This is a genomic window from Pedomonas sp., assembly GCF_036515995.1.
In the GTDB taxonomy this organism is placed as follows: domain Bacteria; phylum Pseudomonadota; class Alphaproteobacteria; order Sphingomonadales; family Sphingomonadaceae; genus Pedomonas.
This window is the reverse complement of the sequence record NZ_DATBUP010000131.1, coordinates 15,467-31,529: the sequence shown is the minus strand read 5'-3', so window position 1 is coordinate 31,529 and position 16,063 is coordinate 15,467. Positions and strand designations below refer to the sequence as shown.

Below are 16,063 nucleotides of genomic sequence, written 5' to 3'. Positions count from 1 at the left end.
GCACGGGGGCGCGGCTGTGCATGTCCCGCACTGAGTATTACTTCGCCTCCCTGCTGATCAACGGCAAGCTGCCGGAGCCGCCGGCGGAGGTGATGGACTATTATCGCCGGGCCGGTTGGGGAGAGGCGGATCTGGAAACCTTCCGGGGCAAGGGGTGGGGCAATTTCGCGCAGGCCGTGCACCGCCTGCCGCTGGCCTTCCGCCGCCTGAAGGAGGGCGACACGCTGAGCGTGGGCGGCCGAAACTGGCGGGTGATGACGGGGCAGGGCCATTCGCCCGAGCACGTGTGCCTGATCTGCGACGAGGCCGGGGTGATGATCGCGGGCGATCAGGTGCTGCCGCGCATCACGCCCAACGTCTCGGTCACCGCGATGGAGCCGGAGGCTGATTCCTTGCGCGACTGGCTGGACAGCCTGGCCAGGCTGCGGACGCTGCGGCCGGACCTGCTGGTGCTGCCCGCCCACGGCGAGCCGTTCCACGGCCTGCACACCCGGCTGGACCAGATGGCGGCGGACCATGACCGCAAGCTGGAGGCGTTGCTGTCGCACTGCGCGACGCCCCGAACGGTGGTAGAGTGTTTCGAGGCCCTGTTTCGCAAGACTGTCTCGGTCAGCGACATCATGACCGCCACGGGCGAAGCCTTGGCGCATCTGAACTATCTGAAATATTCCGGCCAGATCACGGAAGACGTCAACGGAGGGGTGGCGGTTTATTCCGCGCGATGACCCCGGCAAAGGGAGGGTGGTAATGACGGCATGGGAGCGGCCCTGGTTGGCCAACTACAGTCACGGATCGGCTTGGGATACCGAGTTCGAGGCGTTGCCGGTCCACCATCTGCTGGAGCGCTCCGCCAGCGAGACGCCGGATGCCCCCTATCTCGATTTCCTGGGCCGTACCTACACCTACGGCGAGGTGATGGATCTGGTCTGCCGCGCCACCAAGGGCTTTCAGACGCTCGGCGTGAAAAAAGGCGTGAAGGTGGGCCTGTTCCTGCCGAATTGCCCACAATACGTGATCGCCTACTACGCCATCCTGAAGGCGGGCGGCACGGTGGTAAACTTCTCTCCGCTCTATTCGCCCGATGAACTGGCCGCGCAGGTGGAAGACTCCGAGACGGACATCATGGTCTGCCTCGACGTGGCGAGCCTGTACACCACCATCAGCGACGTGATGGAGCGGACCCGGCTGCAATGCCTTGTGGTGGGATCGCTGGCGCGGGCGCTGCCACCGATGAAGGGCATGCTCTACCGCCTGTTCCGCCGCCGCGAGCAGGCGGAAGTGACGATCGATGACCGCCATGTCTCCTTCGAGGCGATGGTGAACAACGACGGTCGCCCCGCGCCGGTGCAGATCGACCCGCACAAGGATCTGGCGGTGCTGCAGTACACCGGCGGCACCACCGGCCAGCCCAAGGGCGCGATGCTGACGCACGCCAACCTCTCCATCAATGCGCAGCAGGTGGCGGCGGTGGACCCGGAGGCGACCGCAGAGCCCCAGCGCATTCTGGGCGCGCTGCCGTTCTTCCACGTGTTCGCCAACACCGTCATCCTCAACATGACGACGTGGGTGGGCGGGATGATCGTGATGCTGCCCAAGTTCGAGCTGGGGCAGGCGATCAAGGCCATCCGCAAGAACCAGGTGACCGTGCTGCCGGGCGTGCCGACCATGTACACGGCGATGCTGAACTCGGCGGCGCGGGCGGAAGGGGACCTGGACTCGCTGCGGCTGTGCATCTCGGGCGGCGCGCCGTTGCCGGTGGAACTGAAGGAGCGCTTCGGCAAGGCGACGCCCGCCGTTCTGGTGGAAGGCTACGGCCTGACGGAAAGCTCCGGCGTGGTGTCGGTCAACCCGTTCCACGGGGTGAACAAGCCGGGCTCCATCGGCCTGCCGCTGCCGGGCACGGACATCGTGATCGTGGACAAGGACGACCCGACTCGGGTGCTGCCGATCGGCGAGCCGGGCGAGCTGACCTTCCGGGGGCCGCAGGTGATGCAGGGCTACTGGCACCGCGACAACAGCGACGTGTTCGTCAACGGCCTCCTGCGCACGGGCGATATCGCCTACATCGACAAGGACGGCTACACCTTCATCATCGACCGCATCAAGGACATGGTCATGGTGGGCGGGTTCAAGGTGTACCCGCGCATGCTGGAGGAGGCGCTGTACCAGCACCCGGCGGTGCTGGAGGCAACCGTGATCGGCATTCCGGACGATTACCTCGGCCAGCGGCCGAAGGCGTTCGTGGTGCTAAAGCCGGACGCACCCGCCGACGTGGACGGTGCGGCGCTGTGCGCCTGGCTGAACGGGCGCGTGGCCAAGCACGAGCGCGTGGCGGCCGTTGAGGTGCGCGAGAGCCTGCCCAAGACCATGGTCGGCAAGCTCTCCAAGAAGGAGCTGGTGGAGGAGGAAATGGCCAAGCGGGCGGCAGCGGGCGCCAAGGCGGTGCTGGCAACAACGCAAGGCTAGACGCCGGACCGATCCTTCAGCGGCATATCAGCGGGCCGATCCGGCGGGCCTGCTCGGCAGGCGCCGCGTTCATCCGCCAATTGGCGCAACGCAGCCTGCCGGTAAAAAGGCAGATCATCCGGACAGCCGTTTCGTGCGTTACACATGCAGTCGACAGTGGCTTACTCAAGCATGAGGAGAGGCTGCATGAAGCGCGCACTGTGCGGGGCAGCGTTGATCGGAGCGCTGATGGCAATGACCTCGTGTGCCGCCACGCAAGGGTTGCTGGCCAGCGGCGGCGGAATGTTCCTGAAGCTGGGACCCGCCACACTGGGTCTGAGCAATGATCAGCAGGGGTGGATGGCTCTGAACTCCCTGAACTGGGCGGGCGGCCAGTATCCGCAGCAGGGCTATCCGGTGGCGACATATCCGCAGCAGGCCTACGGATACCCGCAACAGACCTACGGATATCCGCAGCAGACCTACGACACGACCGGTCAGACCTACCCCCAGCAGACCTATCCGCAGCAGACCTACGATGCGACGGGCCAGACCTACCCGCAGCAGACCTATGACGCGACGGGCCAGACCTATCCGCAGCAGACCTACGATGCGACGGGTCAGACTTATCCCCAGCAGACCTATGGGGCGACGGGCACGACGCAGACCTATCCGCAGACGGCTGCGACCGGGACGGTGCCCACGGGAGCCGGGCTTGCCTCGCTGACCACCAATGATCCGAACGCGGCGGCGGCGTTGCAGCAGGCCTGCGCTTCGGGCCAGCCGCTGGGCACGGTGACGGTGCGGCAGGTCCAGCCTGACGGCACCTATCAGGACGTGCAGCTGAACGGCGTCAACATTGCCTGCGGCAGCCCGGCGGCCGGTGGCGAAAAGGCGGGGCCGTTGCAACCGGGCGAGGAGGTCATGATGACCTTCGGCGATGCCAAGGTTGTGGCCAAGGGCAAGCTGAAGAAGGGCTAAGAGCGAGAATCGCTAGACTGCAACCGGAAGCGACCGGGAGACGGAAACGGCAGAAGGCGCAGTTTAGCGGAGGCGCACACGGCTGTGGTGGCGGCGCGGGCGCAGCACCGCTTCCACGACCAGCAGGAAAATGATGCCGTTGATGAGGGCGGCCCAGAGATCGATGGGCAGCAGGCTGGGGGTGATGTAGTTCGTCGGGTTGGCCGCGGCGGCCTTCTGGAAGAAGACGAGCCAGCCGAGGAACGGCACCGTTGCCAGCACCCGGCTGAACCCCCGCCAGCCTTGCAGGGCGCGCCATTGCAGCCGGACATAGAGCGCGGCTGTGGCGAGAAGAATGACGAAGCCGAGAATCACGAGCAGCATGGCACTTTGATTAGCCCTTAAGTTTAAATTTTTTATGAATCGAAGCTTGACCATTGGGCCTGTCGGCATAGCGCCTGCCGGCTGAGGGGCGGTTTCAGGCTGCGCGCACGGCGTCTCGGGGCAGGTTCTGCAGGTAAAATTCGGGACGAACGAAACGGGCCTTGACAATGTTCATGGTTTGTTCTATTGTGCCTGTTCGAGTTTTGCTTAGTGTGCGCTGTGTTGGGGGCTGCGTTTCGAAACCGAAGGAGGGGCGCGTGCAGACTGGGCGTACACAGGCAGATTTCCAGCCACAGGCAGATTTCCAGCGGGGTGAGAGAGGAGCCGCGGTCCGGACATGGGGCGGGCTGCGCGCATGGCTGCGCGCCGTGTGGCTGTTCGCCCTTGCTTTCACCACTCTGCTGACCGCTGCCGTGGCAGGCGGCGGCCTGGCCGTTGCCGGCGACCGGGCCGGTGCGCCCCTCTATGCCAGCCGCTCTCCGGTGATTGCTGCAAAGGGCGCGGCGGCAACCAGCCAGCCGCTGGCCACGCAGGTTGCGCTCGACGTGCTGAAGGCGGGCGGCAGCGCGGTTGACGCCGCCATTGCGGCCAATGCGGCGCTCGGCCTGATGGAGCCGACCGGCAACGGCATCGGCGGCGATCTGTTCGCGCTGGTGTGGGACCCCCGGACCGGCAAGCTCTACGGCCTCAACGCCGCCGGCGCCGCGCCGCGCGGTCAGACGCTGGCGCAGCTGCAGGCGCGGCTGACGGCCCGCAACGGCGGCACCCTGCCCAAGGCCATGCCGGTGGCGGGCAGCCAGTCCGTCACCGTGCCGGGCACGGTGGGCGGCTGGTTCGCCCTGCATGAGCGGTTCGGCCGCCTGCCGATGGAAGAGGTGCTCTCGCCCGCCATCGGCTACGCCCGTGACGGCTTCCCGGTCTCTCCGGTCATCGCCGACCTGTGGGCCATGAATTTCAACCGCTTCCAGCGCAATGCCGCGCTCATCGAGGAACGGGGCAATGCGGCGGAGCTGTATCTGCCGGAAGGCCGCGCTCCGAAGGCGGGGGAGATCTTCCGCAACCCGGATCTGGCCGAAACCCTGAACCTGATCGCACAGGGCGGGGCGGACGCGTTCTATCGGGGGCCGATTGCGCGCACCATCGATGCCTACATGAAGCGCATCAACGGGCCGCTGCGCTACGAGGATTTCGCGCGCTTCCGGCCCGAGTGGGTGGAGCCGATCTCCACCAATTACCGCGGCTATGACGTGTGGCAGATTCCGCCGAGCACCCAGGGCATCATCGTTCTGGAGATGCTCAACATCCTTGAAGGCTACGACCTCAAGGCCATGGGCTTCGACAGCGCCGACCGGCTGCACGTGATGGCCGAGGCCAAGAAGCTGGCCTTTGCCGACCGGGCGCGCTTCCTGGGCGATCCGGCCATGGCGGCCGTGCCGGTGAAGGGCCTGCTCGACAAGAACTACGCGGCGGCGCGGCGGGCGCTGATCAACATGCAGAAGGCGGCTCCGGCCGAGGTGGACCCGGGCAAGCCGATCTTCGAGCGCACCGACACCATCTACATGACGGTGGCGGACGAGAGCGGCATGATGGTGTCGCTGATCCAGTCCAACTACGCGGGCATGGGCTCGGGACTGGTGCCGGACGGGCTGGGCTTCATGCTCCAGAACCGGGGTGCGGGGTTCAGCCTCGATGCAACCCACCCCAATGCCTATGCGCCCGGCAAGCGGCCGTTCCACACCATCATCCCCGGTTTCGTGACCAAGGACGGCCAGCCGTGGCTGTCCTTCGGCGTGATGGGCGGCGGAATGCAGCCGCAGGGCCAGGTGCAGGTGCTCTCCAACATCCTCGACTTCGGGATGGATGTGCAGACGGCGGGCGATGCGCCGCGCTGGAGGCACATGGGCGGGCCGGACCCGAGCAACGCGGACGAGGGCGAGGCGAACACCCTGTTCCTGGAGCGGGGCTATTCGCAGGCGACCGTCGCCGAGCTTCAGCGCCGGGGCCACAAGGTCAAGATCGGCGGCGAGGACGTGGGCGGCTATCAGGCGATCCTGCGGGATGCGCAGAACGGCGTCTACTGGGCTGCCACCGAAATGCGGAAGGACGGGCAGGCGGGCGGCTACTGATCCCGAGCCCGGAGCCTTGCTCCAGTCCGGTCAGGGCTTGACCGCCCCGGGCCGGTTTTCGCTCTCTGGCCGGTCTTCGCTATCGAGCCGGTCTCCGCCATCGGACAACGCCGTCCCCCGGCTGTTGCCGGGGCCGGGATGGCGGGCGTCCGGAAGGCTGGGGCGGCGGGAGGCCAGAACCTCGTTGATCATGGCCTCAAGCTGCTGGCGGCGGAACGGCTTGCGCAGCAGCGGCACGTCAAGCCTCTGGTCTACCACGCCTTCAACGGCGGTGGGGTTGATGTAACCGGACATCAGCACGACCGGCAGATCCGGATGCCGCGTCTCGACCTGCTTGATCAGGTCAAGGCCGCTGGGGCCGGAGCCGAGCAGCATGTCGGTCAGCAGCACGTCGATGGTGCCGTCCCGCGCCATGAGATCGAGGGCGGTGTCGCCATTGTCCGCCTCCAGCGTTCTGTAGCCCGCGCGCTCCAGGAGGGAGACGGTCAGGTGGCGCACGTCCTCGTCGTCATCGACCACCAGGATGGTGGCCCCCGTGGCTGCGGGCGCAGCGGCAGGCGGGGCCGCACCCGTCTCGCGAGCCTGCTCCTCGATCCGGGGCAGGTAGAGGCAGACGCTGGTGCCGGCGCCGGGCGTTGACTCGATGGCGAGATGACCGCCCAGCTGCTTGGCAAAGCCATAGACGATGCTGAGGCCGAGGCCGCTGCCCTGTCCATGGGGCTTGGTGGTGAAGAAGGGCTCGAAAACCCGCTCCACCACGTCCGGCGGCATGCCGGTGCCGGTATCGCTCACGCAGATCAGGACGTATTCGCCCGCCGTGACGTCAGGCGGCAGCATGGCGTCGGAATCGTGGTCGAGCGTGGTGTTGGCAGTGCTGATGGTGATGGTGCCGCCCTCCGGCATGGCGTCACGGGCGTTGACCACCAGATTGATGATGGCGTTCTGCAACTGTCCGGCATCGGCCCGGCACCGCCAGATCTGCTCGGGCGAACGGAACGTGAGCTGGATGGAGGGCGGCAGGGAGCGGCGCAGCAGCTCGGCGATTTCTTTCAGGACCTTGTTGGGGTCCACATGCTTGATCTCGAGGCTCTGCTTGCGGGCGAAGGCCAGCAGGCTGCGCGTGAGCGCCGCGCCGCGGTCCGCCGCCGTCAGGGCGAGATCGACGAAATGCTCGACCTGAGTTTCCCCGTGCAGGTGATCCTTCAGCAATTCCAGATTGCCGACGATGACGGCGAGCAGATTGTTGAAATCATGGGCGATGCCGCCGGTGAGCTGGCCGATCGCCTCCATGCGGTGGGAGACCTCCATCTGGTCGGCAACGACGCGCACCTTGGTGATGTCCGCCGCCGCCCCGACGACGCCGACCACCTGGCCGTCCGGCCCGCGCAGCTGCTCATAATGGAAGGTGATGACCCGGCGCTTGCCGTTGTCCACAAAGTCGATCTCGTCGCTCTGGTGGCCGCCTTCCCGGATGACCTTGTCACGCATGGCCGCCAGCCGGCTGGCGACGTCGACCGGCAGATACTCGAAGGCGGTCTTGCCCAGCAGTTCCTCGGGTGGCTTGTCCAGCAGCGGGTTGAACATCCAGGTCAGCCGCCCGCTGAGATCGACGTTGAACACGGCGATGTCCGCTCCGCTCATGGCAATGCGGATGCGCTGCTCGGTCTGCCTGAGGGCATTCATGGCGTTGATAAGGTCGGTAATGTCGCTGGAGGAGAGGATCAGGCCGCGGATGTCGGGATCAGCGAGCATGTTGCGGGCGATGAGGCGTTTCCAGTGGTACACCCCGCGCGCATCGGCGAAGCGGAAAGGCTCAAAGTTAACCGGCGCGGTGCCGCTGACCAGCTGGTCCCACTCGGCGAGGAACCGCTCCATATCGTCGGGATGGACATAGTCGCGCAGGTCCATCTGCTGCATCTGCTCAGGCGTGAAGCCGAGCAGATCGATCAGGGACTTGTTGACGAACCGGAAGCGGCCATCGGGCGTGGCGACGGCGAGGGTGTCCAGGTTGTTGTCGATGAGGGTGAGGTAGAAGCGCTTGCTCTCGACCAGTTCGGCCAGTGCCCGGGCCTCCCGCAGGCGCTGGCGGCGCAGGTAGATCAGCGAGGCGATGAAGGCGAGAAGGACGCCGATGCAGAATATCAGGAGAAGGACGATTGCCAATGTGCTCATGGGGCGGTGCTCACGGGGGGCGGCGGCCGTGCGCCTGCCTGCATTGAGGGTCCAGGCTTGCTGACAGAACGCCAGACAAACGGAAAAGCCCCGCCGGTGGCGGGGCTTTCGACTATTGCGGCAGGGGACGGGGTCAGCGTGTGGGCTTGATCTCGCCGGACCGGACACGGCGGAGGTAGTCCGCCACCATGCGCTTCAGCTCGGGCGCGAGCAGGTAGAGGCCGATGATGTTGGGAATGGCCATGAGGAAGAACAGGCTGTCGATGAGGTTGACCACCCGGCCCAGATCCAACACCGCGCCGAACGGCAGCAGCAGGCAGTAGAGCAGCCGGTAGAAGGTCTGGCTGAACCTTGAGTGGCCGAACAGGTAGCCCCAGGCCTGCACGCCGTAGTAGCCCCACGCGATGAGGGTGGAATAGGCGAACAGGAACACGGCGATGGCCAGCACGTAGGGGAACCAGGAGGCGACGCTGGCGAAGGCGGCCGAGGTGATGGCGATGCCTTCATGACCGCCGACGTACGTGCCGGCGACCACGATGGCGATGGCGGTGATCGAGCAGATGAGAACGGTGTCGATGAACGGCTCGATCAGCGCCACCAGTCCTTCGGACACGGGCTCGCGCGTCTGGGCGGCGCTGTGGGCGATGACCGCCGAGCCGATGCCGGCCTCGGTGGAGTAGACGGTGCGGCGCATGCCGACGACGAACGCGCCGATGGCGCCGCCCGCCAGGCTGTCCGCCGCGAAGGCGTCGCGCACGATGAGGCCGATCGCGCCGGGCAGGGCCTCGACGTTCATGAGGATGATGATGGCGCAGCCGGCGAGGTAGAACACGCACATGGCGGGCACCAGCCGGGAGGTGACGCGGGAGATCCAGCCGATGGAGCCGACGATGACCGCACCGACCGCAACCGCCATGAACGCGCCGTAGAGCCAGCCGTTGGTCATGCCGGTGACGGCGCTGACCTGCGCGAAGGACTGGTTGACCTGAAGCAGGGGAATTGCGCCGCCGAGCGCGCAGATGGCGTAGAACACGGCGAGGAAGCGCCCGGTGCGCTCCAGCCCGATCTGCTTGAGGCCGCGGGAGAGGGTGTACATGGGGCCGCCGCTGACCGAGCCATCCGGATGCTCGACGCGGTAGCGCACGCCGAGCGTGACTTCCGCCATCTTCAGCGACATGGCAAACCAGGCGATGACGAACATCCAGAAGGCCGCGCCCGGCCCGCCGATGCTGATGCCGATGGCCGTGCCCGCGATGTTGCCAAGGCCGACCGTGCCCGAGAGCGCCGTGGACAGGGCCGCGAACTGGCTGACCGAGCCGGGGGCCGTGGGATCATGGAAATGGCCGCGTACGATGCGGAAGGCCAGCGGCAGCGCGCGAAGGTTCAGGAAGCCGAGATAAAGGGTGAAGATCACCATCGGCGCGGCGAGCCAGAGGACGATGCCCTCCACCTCGACTCCGAACAGCGGCACCTTGGCAAAGACCCGCTCCGCCAGCCGGTCGATGAGACCGGACAGTACAGTTACAACATCTGACACAGAACAGTTCTCCCCGCCGCTCGGCGCTGTTCACCAAAGGTTAAGCCCAAGGGGCGATATGAAACAGCCCAGCATGACCCGCCCAGTACGCTTAGGCATTGATCCGTTCTATAACTGCACTAGGAAACAGTGTCAGCGCAGAACATCGACGTCAGCCGAGGTTCGATACGGTTGATTTTCGCGAAGGGGGACACATGACGCGCAAGTATTTTGGAACCGACGGTATTCGTGGCCTGACCAACCGGTCGCCGATGACCGCCGAGATGGCGATGAAGGTCGGCATGGCCGCCGGGCACCGGTTCCTGCGCGGAAATCACAAGCATCGCGTCGTCATCGGCAAGGACACCCGCCTGTCCGGCTACATGATGGAGACGGCGCTGGTGGCCGGTTTTACGTCCGTGGGCATGGATGTGGTGCTGCTGGGGCCGATGCCGACCCCGGCCGTGGCGCTGCTGACCAAGTCCATGCGCGCGGACCTGGGCGTGATGATTTCCGCCTCGCACAACCCGTTCCATGACAACGGCATCAAGCTGTTCGGCCCGGACGGCTACAAGCTCTCGGACGAGCAAGAGCTGGAGATCGAGGCGCTGATCGATTCCGATCTGTCGACGGTTCTGGCCGAGCCGGCCAACCTGGGCCGCTCCCGCAAGCTGGAAGACGCCCGCGGCCGGTACATCCACTTCGCCAAGTCGACCTTCCCCTCCCACCTGCGGCTGGACGGGCTGAAGATCGCCCTCGATTGCGCCAACGGCGCGGCCTACAACGTCGCCCCGTCGGTGTTCTGGGAACTGGGCGCGGACGTCGAGGTGATCGGCGTGTCGCCCAACGGCTTCAACATCAACGACAAGGTGGGCTCGACCGCGCCGCAGGCGCTGGCCGCCAAGGTGCTGGAGACGGGCGCACACATCGGCATCGCGCTGGACGGCGACGCCGACCGCCTCATCATCGTGGACGAGAAGGGCCAGGTGGTGGACGGCGACCAGCTCATGGGTCTGGTTGCGAAGTCCTGGGCGGAGGCGGGCACGCTGAAGGGCAACGGCCTGGTGGCGACGGTCATGTCCAACCTCGGGCTGGAGCGGCATCTGGAGGCCAAGGGCCTGCACATGCTGCGCACCAAGGTGGGCGACCGCTACGTGCTGGAGGCCATGCGCGCCAAGGGCTACAACGTTGGCGGCGAGCAGTCCGGCCACATCATCCTCAGCGACCATGCGACCACGGGCGACGGCATCATCGCCGCGCTGCAGGTGCTGGCCTGCGTGGTGGAGCAGGGCCGGCCAACCTCGGAAGTGACCCGGGTGTTCGAGCCCTATCCGCAGCTGCTGCAGAACGTGCGCTTCAACGGCGGCCAGCCGCTGGAGAACGCGGCGGTGAAGTCGGTCATCGAGGCCGTCGAGCAGCGCCTGGACGGGCGCGGCCGTCTGGTCATCCGCAAGTCCGGCACCGAGCCGCTGATCCGTGTCATGGCAGAGGCGGATGACGCCGTGCTGGTTAATCAGGCTGTTCAGGAAGTCTGCGAGGCCGTAAAGGCACATGCATGACTGACATGCATGACGACGGTATGGCCCGGCCTCGCGGCCGGGTCCTGATTGTTGCAGGTTCCGACTCGGGTGGTGGCGCGGGCATTCAGGCCGACATCAAGACGGTGACGGTGCTTGGCGGCTTTGCTATGACCGCGATTACCGCACTGACGGCCCAGAACACCGAAGGGGTGTTCGGCATCCACGCCGTGCCGCCCGAGTTCGTGCGCCAGCAGATGACGCTGGTGCTGGACGACATTGGCGCGGACGTGATCAAGACCGGCATGCTGCTCAACGCCGAGATCATCTCGGCGGTGGCGGACGAACTGGCCGCGCGCGCGCCGGACGTGCCGCTGGTGATCGACCCGGTGATGGTGGCCAAGGGCGGCGCGGGCCTGCTGGCGGACGACGCCACGGAGGCGCTGCGCACCCGGCTGCTGCCGATGGCGACGCTGGTGACGCCCAACGTGCCGGAAGCTGCGCTGCTGGCGGGCCGCCCGATCGAGACGGAAGACGACATGGTGGCGGCGGGTCGGGCGATCCTCGCCCTCGGCCCCAAGGCCGTGCTGATGAAGGGCGGGCACATGACCGGCGAGGTAGTCAACGACTTCCTCGTGACGGAAGAGGACTGCATCACCATCAGCGGACCGCGCTTCGAGACGGCGCATACCCACGGCACCGGCTGCACGCTGGCCTCGGCCATCGCCACCGGCATCGCGCAGGGCCTGACCCTGCACGGCGCGTGCGAGCGCGCCCGCCGCTACGTGGAAGAAGCCATCCGCACCGCGCCGGGGCTGGGCCGCGGCCACGGCCCGCTGAACCACCTGTGGGTTCTGCCGAAACTGGCATAGCTTCTTTTAATTCAATGAGTTGAGGGCGGTTCTGCGGAGGTTTCCTGCCTCTGCGCCGCCCTCAATCTTTCTGATTCAGATTTTAATGCAAATATCTGATTTTATTTCGATAAATTAACGAATTGGGCGGGTTCGTCAGCCCCAGTCCGTCTCGTCCAGCTTCTGGGCGCAGATGACGTCCAGCGCGAAGATGCCGACGACGGCGGCAAGGGCGGCCATAGCCCAGCCGCGCTGCGGATTGTCCCGGCGCAGGGCAGGCGCGAGGGTGGCGACGTCCGCCACGTCACCGGCGACGCGGCCCCACATCCATTTGGTGGGATGGCGGGTGGAGAGAATGCCGATGCCGCTGACGATCTCGCGCACGCCGTAGGACTTGATGAGGTCTCGCTTGTCCTCAAGGCCGAGCGAGCGGGTGACGGCCCGGTTGGAGAGGATCTCGGCAGCGCCGATGGCAAGGCTCACCCAGCCGATGAGTTTGACGGTCTTCTCAACATCCATGAACTGTCTCCCGCAGTGAGGCGTGACGCAAAAGCTGTCCTGTCTCAACGCGGGGACAGGGGAAGCGGTGCCGTTGCCGCGTCGCTTATTGGCACTTGCGCCAGTGGCCCATGTCCAGATGGAAGTGGTCCTTGTGGTAGGCGTCCGCCTCGGGCCCGAGGACGATGGAGAAGTAGCGGCAGGCGCTGCGGTGGGTTTCCCGCAGGAAGGCGCGCACGGTGCTGTCTCCGCCATTCCAGTCCCGATGCACGCGGATGCGGCGGCCATCCGCCAGCAGGAAGCCAGCCACATCCAGCGCATTGGCGCTGGCGTGCTCGGAGACCGGCGCATTGGTCTGGCCGTTGCGGTTCCGGCAGGCATAGCTGCCAAAAGTCTCAACGGTTTTAACGTCTTGCCCGAAATACTTGCGGGCGAGCGGCAGAACGCTCTCGCGCACCCACAGATGATATCCGGCGATCATGGGGCAGGTGAGCGGCAGCTTGCGATCCGGCAGGGCAAGGGCGCTCAGCATGCGGGAGGTGTTGGAGACGACGCACTGGGGGGCGTCCTGCCAGTCCTTCAGCGGCTCGACGGTCAGGCCGCGGGCCTGACGAAGGGCCGCCTGGCACTGGGCCGGGTTGGCGCGCAGGGCGTAAAGCTGCTGCTGCACCTGACTGGACGAGGGGGCGTTCAGGTCCAACGCGGGAAGCGACTGTGCGACCGGAGGCCGTGGCAAGGGCCGACGTTCCGATCCGCCGCCGCACGCCGCCAGTGTTGTCAGCAAAACCCACCCGATAAGGCGAGAGACAGCCCGTCCTGAAAATGCACTCATAACCCGCATGTCGCAGGGATAGCGAATTTTCGAGGAGAAGGGAACCGATGCTAGGCAAAGAGCGACGCTTTGGGAGGGGCTGGCCGGGAATGGCAGGGGGACTGCTTTTGCTCATGGTCGTCTCGCCAGCAATCGGGCAGACCGAGGGAAATGCATCGCCACAGCAAACCGCAAACGCTGAGCGAACGTGGCTGGCATTCCAGCCGCCTTTGGGCCAACCGCTCCGCTACGTTCTTGGCGAGGGCCGGGGCGGAATGATCAATGGAAAGGCCAAGCTCGTTCAGGCTGAGTCGGGAGTGGAGTTTGTATTCAATAGCTTGAATGATTCTGGATATGTCGTTGATTTTAAACATCTCGGCCTCGTCAAAGATCAGGATATGAGCGGCCTCAAGTCTGATTTCTCCTCTTTCGAGAGAATGCTGATGCAGGGAATTATGTTGCAATATCAGGCAGACCGCTTCGGCAGACCCATAGCCCTGCTGAACTGGGAGCAGGTGCGACCCCGGTTGATCGAGAAAGCTCGCCATTCCATCCGGCTGGTGGAAACGCTGAGCAACCCGCGGACCAAGAAGGCTACGGCAAAGATGCAGGGACAGGACGGCAGCGGGACCGCACTGAAGCTGAGGCAGCAGCTTGCAGACCTGATCGCCACATATGAGCGTCTATCGCCCCAAGAGGCGACGGAGAAGCTGCTGGGAGATGCTGCCCTGCTGTTTGGCATCTATCCAGTGAATGTTGTTCCCAATCAGCCGGTGCCGATAGGGCGTGACGGAAAAACTGAAGTCATCCCGGCATCCGAGAGCGGGCAAGGGTGGCGTTCTCTGAGCGGCTACGACCAAGATATGAAAACCGCGAAGATCACTGCGGAGGTGCGTGGTGACCGGGCATCCTATGGCAGGGCGATGGAATTCCTTGCTGACGGGAGCAGAGCGATAGACGGACAGCTAAAAGACGTAGCCGGAGCGCTGGCGCAAGATGTCAGGGAAACTATGCAAGCGTCGGTCCGGACTTCCGACGGGGTGCCGCTTCTGGTTGAGCGGTCCGTTAACGCCGAAGTGGAGGGGGTTAAATTTCGGGCAACTAACGTTTTCAGGTTGGTGAATTAAGTCAATCAGTCTGGGGTGGGTGTGATTTTGGACGGACGAGTCGAGGCGGTGCCGTGGGTGCCGCATCTGCGGGTCGGGATGGGCGGCGTGATTGCAGGGGCGACTGTGGTTGGGTGCGGCGTTTCGGCTCGGCTTTATTTTCGGACAGATGGCGGGGGTGTACCCGGCTGCCAGCCGGGGAATGAGCGGGCGGGTTACGGCGGCTCAGGCCGCAATAAAACTTATTAAACTCAAATAATTAAAGCAACAAGCTGGATCAGTTTGTCCTGCGGAAAGCCACTGTGGAAATGGAAAGTCCGTCCGGGCGGACGGGGAACCGGCGCGAGGCGGCCGTGAAAATTCTCATTGACGCTTCGCCGTAAATTTGCGTTTTGGCGAGCGGGCCACGCTTCCCCAACGAAGCGCGTGCTCTCTGTGAGGAGAGAATATCATGACGACGAATACCCCTGCCGCCACTGCGGCAGCGATCCCGACTGTTCGCCCCCAAAATCCGAATTTCTCGTCTGGTCCGTGCGCAAAGCGTCCGGGCTGGTCGCTCGACGCCTTGAAGGACGCGCCGCTGGGCCGCTCCCACCGTGCAAAGGTGGGCAAGACCAAGCTGAAGGCTGCCATCGACAAGACTCGCGAAGTCCTCGGCGTTCCCGCTGATTACCGCATCGGCATCGTTCCCGCTTCCGACACCGGCGCTGTTGAAATGGCCCTTTGGTCGCTGCTGGGTGCGCGCCCCATCACCATGCTGGCATGGGAAAGCTTCGGCTCGGGCTGGATCACCGACGTGGTGAAGCAGCTGAAGCTGGACGCCACCGTCATTGAAGCGCCGTACGGCGAGCTGCCGGACCTGGCCAAGGTCGACACCGACACCGACGTGGTGTTCACCTGGAACGGCACCACCTCGGGCGTACGCGTGCCGAACGGCGACTGGATCAAGGCTGATCGTCAGGGCCTGACCATCTGCGACGCGACCTCGGCCGCATTCGCCATGGACCTGCCGTGGGACAAGCTGGATGTGACCACCTTCTCCTGGCAGAAGGTGCTGGGCGGCGAGGGCGCGCACGGCGTGCTGATCCTCTCCCCGCGCGCCGTCGAGCGTCTCGAGAGCTACAAGCCGGCCTGGCCGCTGCCGAAGATCTTCCGCATGACCAAGGGCGGCAAGCTGATCGAGGGCATTTTCGTCGGCGAGACCATCAACACCCCGTCCATGCTCTGCGTTGAAGACTACATCGACGCGCTGGACTGGGCCGCATCGATTGGCGGCGGCAAGGGCCTGATCAAGCGCTCGGAAGCGAACTTCGCTGCCCTGCAGGCGTGGGTCGACAAGACCGACTGGGTGGAGAACCTGGCCGGCGATGCTGCCGTGCGCTCCTGCACCAGCGTGTGCCTCAAGATCGTCGATCCGTGGTTCGCGGGCCTCGACAAGGACGCACAGGCCGGTGTGCCGAAGGCCATTGCCTCGCTGCTGGAAAAGCAGGGCATCGCCTACGACATCAACGGCTACCGCGATGCGCCGGCTGGCCTGCGCATCTGGTGCGGCGCGACCGTCGAGACCTCCGACGTCGAGGCCCTGACCGGTTGGCTGGACTGGGCCTTTGCCCAGGTGAAGGCCGAGCTGGTCTCCAAGGCCGCCTAAAACAGACTTCCCGTTTTTTCTGAAGATCA

The 16,063-nt window shown here is 65.3% G+C and carries 13 protein-coding genes; 8 read left to right on the top strand and 5 right to left on the bottom strand.

The window, feature by feature from the left end; translation table 11 throughout:
* The 3 genes from VIG90_RS10225 to VIG90_RS10215 form a co-directional block, all read left to right on the top strand.
* Window positions 1-725: MBL fold metallo-hydrolase (locus tag VIG90_RS10225; RefSeq protein WP_331593410.1), on the top strand; the 725-nt coding region annotated here is incomplete at its 5' end.
* A gap of 22 nt (window positions 726-747) precedes the next feature.
* Window positions 748-2,466, top strand: coding sequence for a long-chain fatty acid--CoA ligase (locus VIG90_RS10220; RefSeq protein ID WP_331593409.1), 1,719 nt, complete (start codon window positions 748-750; stop codon window positions 2,464-2,466).
* A gap of 186 nt (window positions 2,467-2,652) precedes the next feature.
* Entirely contained in the window at window positions 2,653-3,426 is a 774-nt protein-coding gene (locus VIG90_RS10215) for a hypothetical protein (RefSeq protein ID WP_331593408.1), read from the top strand.
* 63 nt (window positions 3,427-3,489) lie between these two features.
* Here the strand turns inward: VIG90_RS10215 and VIG90_RS10210 are convergent, their stop codons facing one another.
* Window positions 3,490-3,789 carry a hypothetical protein gene (locus tag VIG90_RS10210; RefSeq protein WP_331593407.1) on the bottom strand — a complete coding sequence of 100 codons (300 nt, stop codon included), beginning with the start codon at window positions 3,787-3,789 and terminating at the stop codon, window positions 3,490-3,492.
* Window positions 3,790-4,046: 257 nt separating this feature from the next.
* On the opposite strand from VIG90_RS10210, the gene ggt reads away from it, so the two are divergent.
* Window positions 4,047-5,915 (top strand): gamma-glutamyltransferase, encoded by a 1,869-nt coding sequence (gene ggt, locus VIG90_RS10205; protein WP_331593406.1) that lies wholly within the window; start codon window positions 4,047-4,049, stop codon window positions 5,913-5,915.
* 30 nt (window positions 5,916-5,945) lie between these two features.
* Here ggt and VIG90_RS10200 read toward each other — a convergent pair whose 3' ends face one another.
* Both VIG90_RS10200 and VIG90_RS10195 read right to left on the bottom strand, forming a co-directional pair.
* Window positions 5,946-8,087, bottom strand: coding sequence for a PAS domain-containing protein (locus VIG90_RS10200; RefSeq protein ID WP_331593405.1), 2,142 nt, complete (start codon window positions 8,085-8,087; stop codon window positions 5,946-5,948).
* 133 nt (window positions 8,088-8,220) lie between these two features.
* Entirely contained in the window at window positions 8,221-9,624 is a 1,404-nt protein-coding gene (locus VIG90_RS10195; RefSeq protein WP_331593404.1) for an alanine/glycine:cation symporter family protein, read from the bottom strand.
* 194 nt (window positions 9,625-9,818) lie between these two features.
* Here VIG90_RS10195 and glmM point away from each other — a divergent pair, with 194 nt between their 5' ends.
* Together glmM and thiD are read left to right on the top strand one after the other, a co-directional pair.
* The gene (gene glmM, locus VIG90_RS10190) at window positions 9,819-11,162 is read left to right on the top strand and encodes a phosphoglucosamine mutase (protein WP_331593403.1); all 1,344 of its coding nucleotides are present in this window, start codon (window positions 9,819-9,821) and stop codon (window positions 11,160-11,162) included.
* On the top strand, window positions 11,159-11,992 hold the full coding sequence (thiD, locus tag VIG90_RS10185; protein WP_331593402.1) for a bifunctional hydroxymethylpyrimidine kinase/phosphomethylpyrimidine kinase: 834 nt from the start codon (window positions 11,159-11,161) through the stop codon (window positions 11,990-11,992). Before glmM ends, thiD begins: the two co-directional genes overlap by 4 nt.
* A 135-nt stretch (window positions 11,993-12,127) precedes the next feature.
* On the opposite strand, the gene VIG90_RS10180 is transcribed toward thiD, so the two are convergent.
* Window positions 12,128-12,490 (bottom strand): hypothetical protein, encoded by a 363-nt coding sequence (locus VIG90_RS10180; RefSeq protein ID WP_331593401.1) that lies wholly within the window; start codon window positions 12,488-12,490, stop codon window positions 12,128-12,130.
* Between the two features lie 85 nt (window positions 12,491-12,575).
* On the bottom strand, window positions 12,576-13,205 hold the full coding sequence (locus VIG90_RS10175; RefSeq protein WP_331593400.1) for an extensin family protein: 630 nt from the start codon (window positions 13,203-13,205) through the stop codon (window positions 12,576-12,578).
* 185 nt (window positions 13,206-13,390) lie between these two features.
* Here VIG90_RS10175 and VIG90_RS10170 point away from each other — a divergent pair, with 185 nt between their 5' ends.
* A complete protein-coding gene (locus VIG90_RS10170) occupies window positions 13,391-14,407 on the top strand; it encodes a hypothetical protein (protein ID WP_331593399.1) in 1,017 nt (338 codons plus the stop codon).
* Window positions 14,408-14,837: 430 nt separating this feature from the next.
* Window positions 14,838-16,034: a phosphoserine transaminase gene (locus tag VIG90_RS10165; protein ID WP_331593398.1), complete on the top strand. Its 1,197-nt coding sequence runs from the start codon at window positions 14,838-14,840 to the stop codon at window positions 16,032-16,034.
* Window positions 16,035-16,063: the final 29 nt, after the last annotated feature.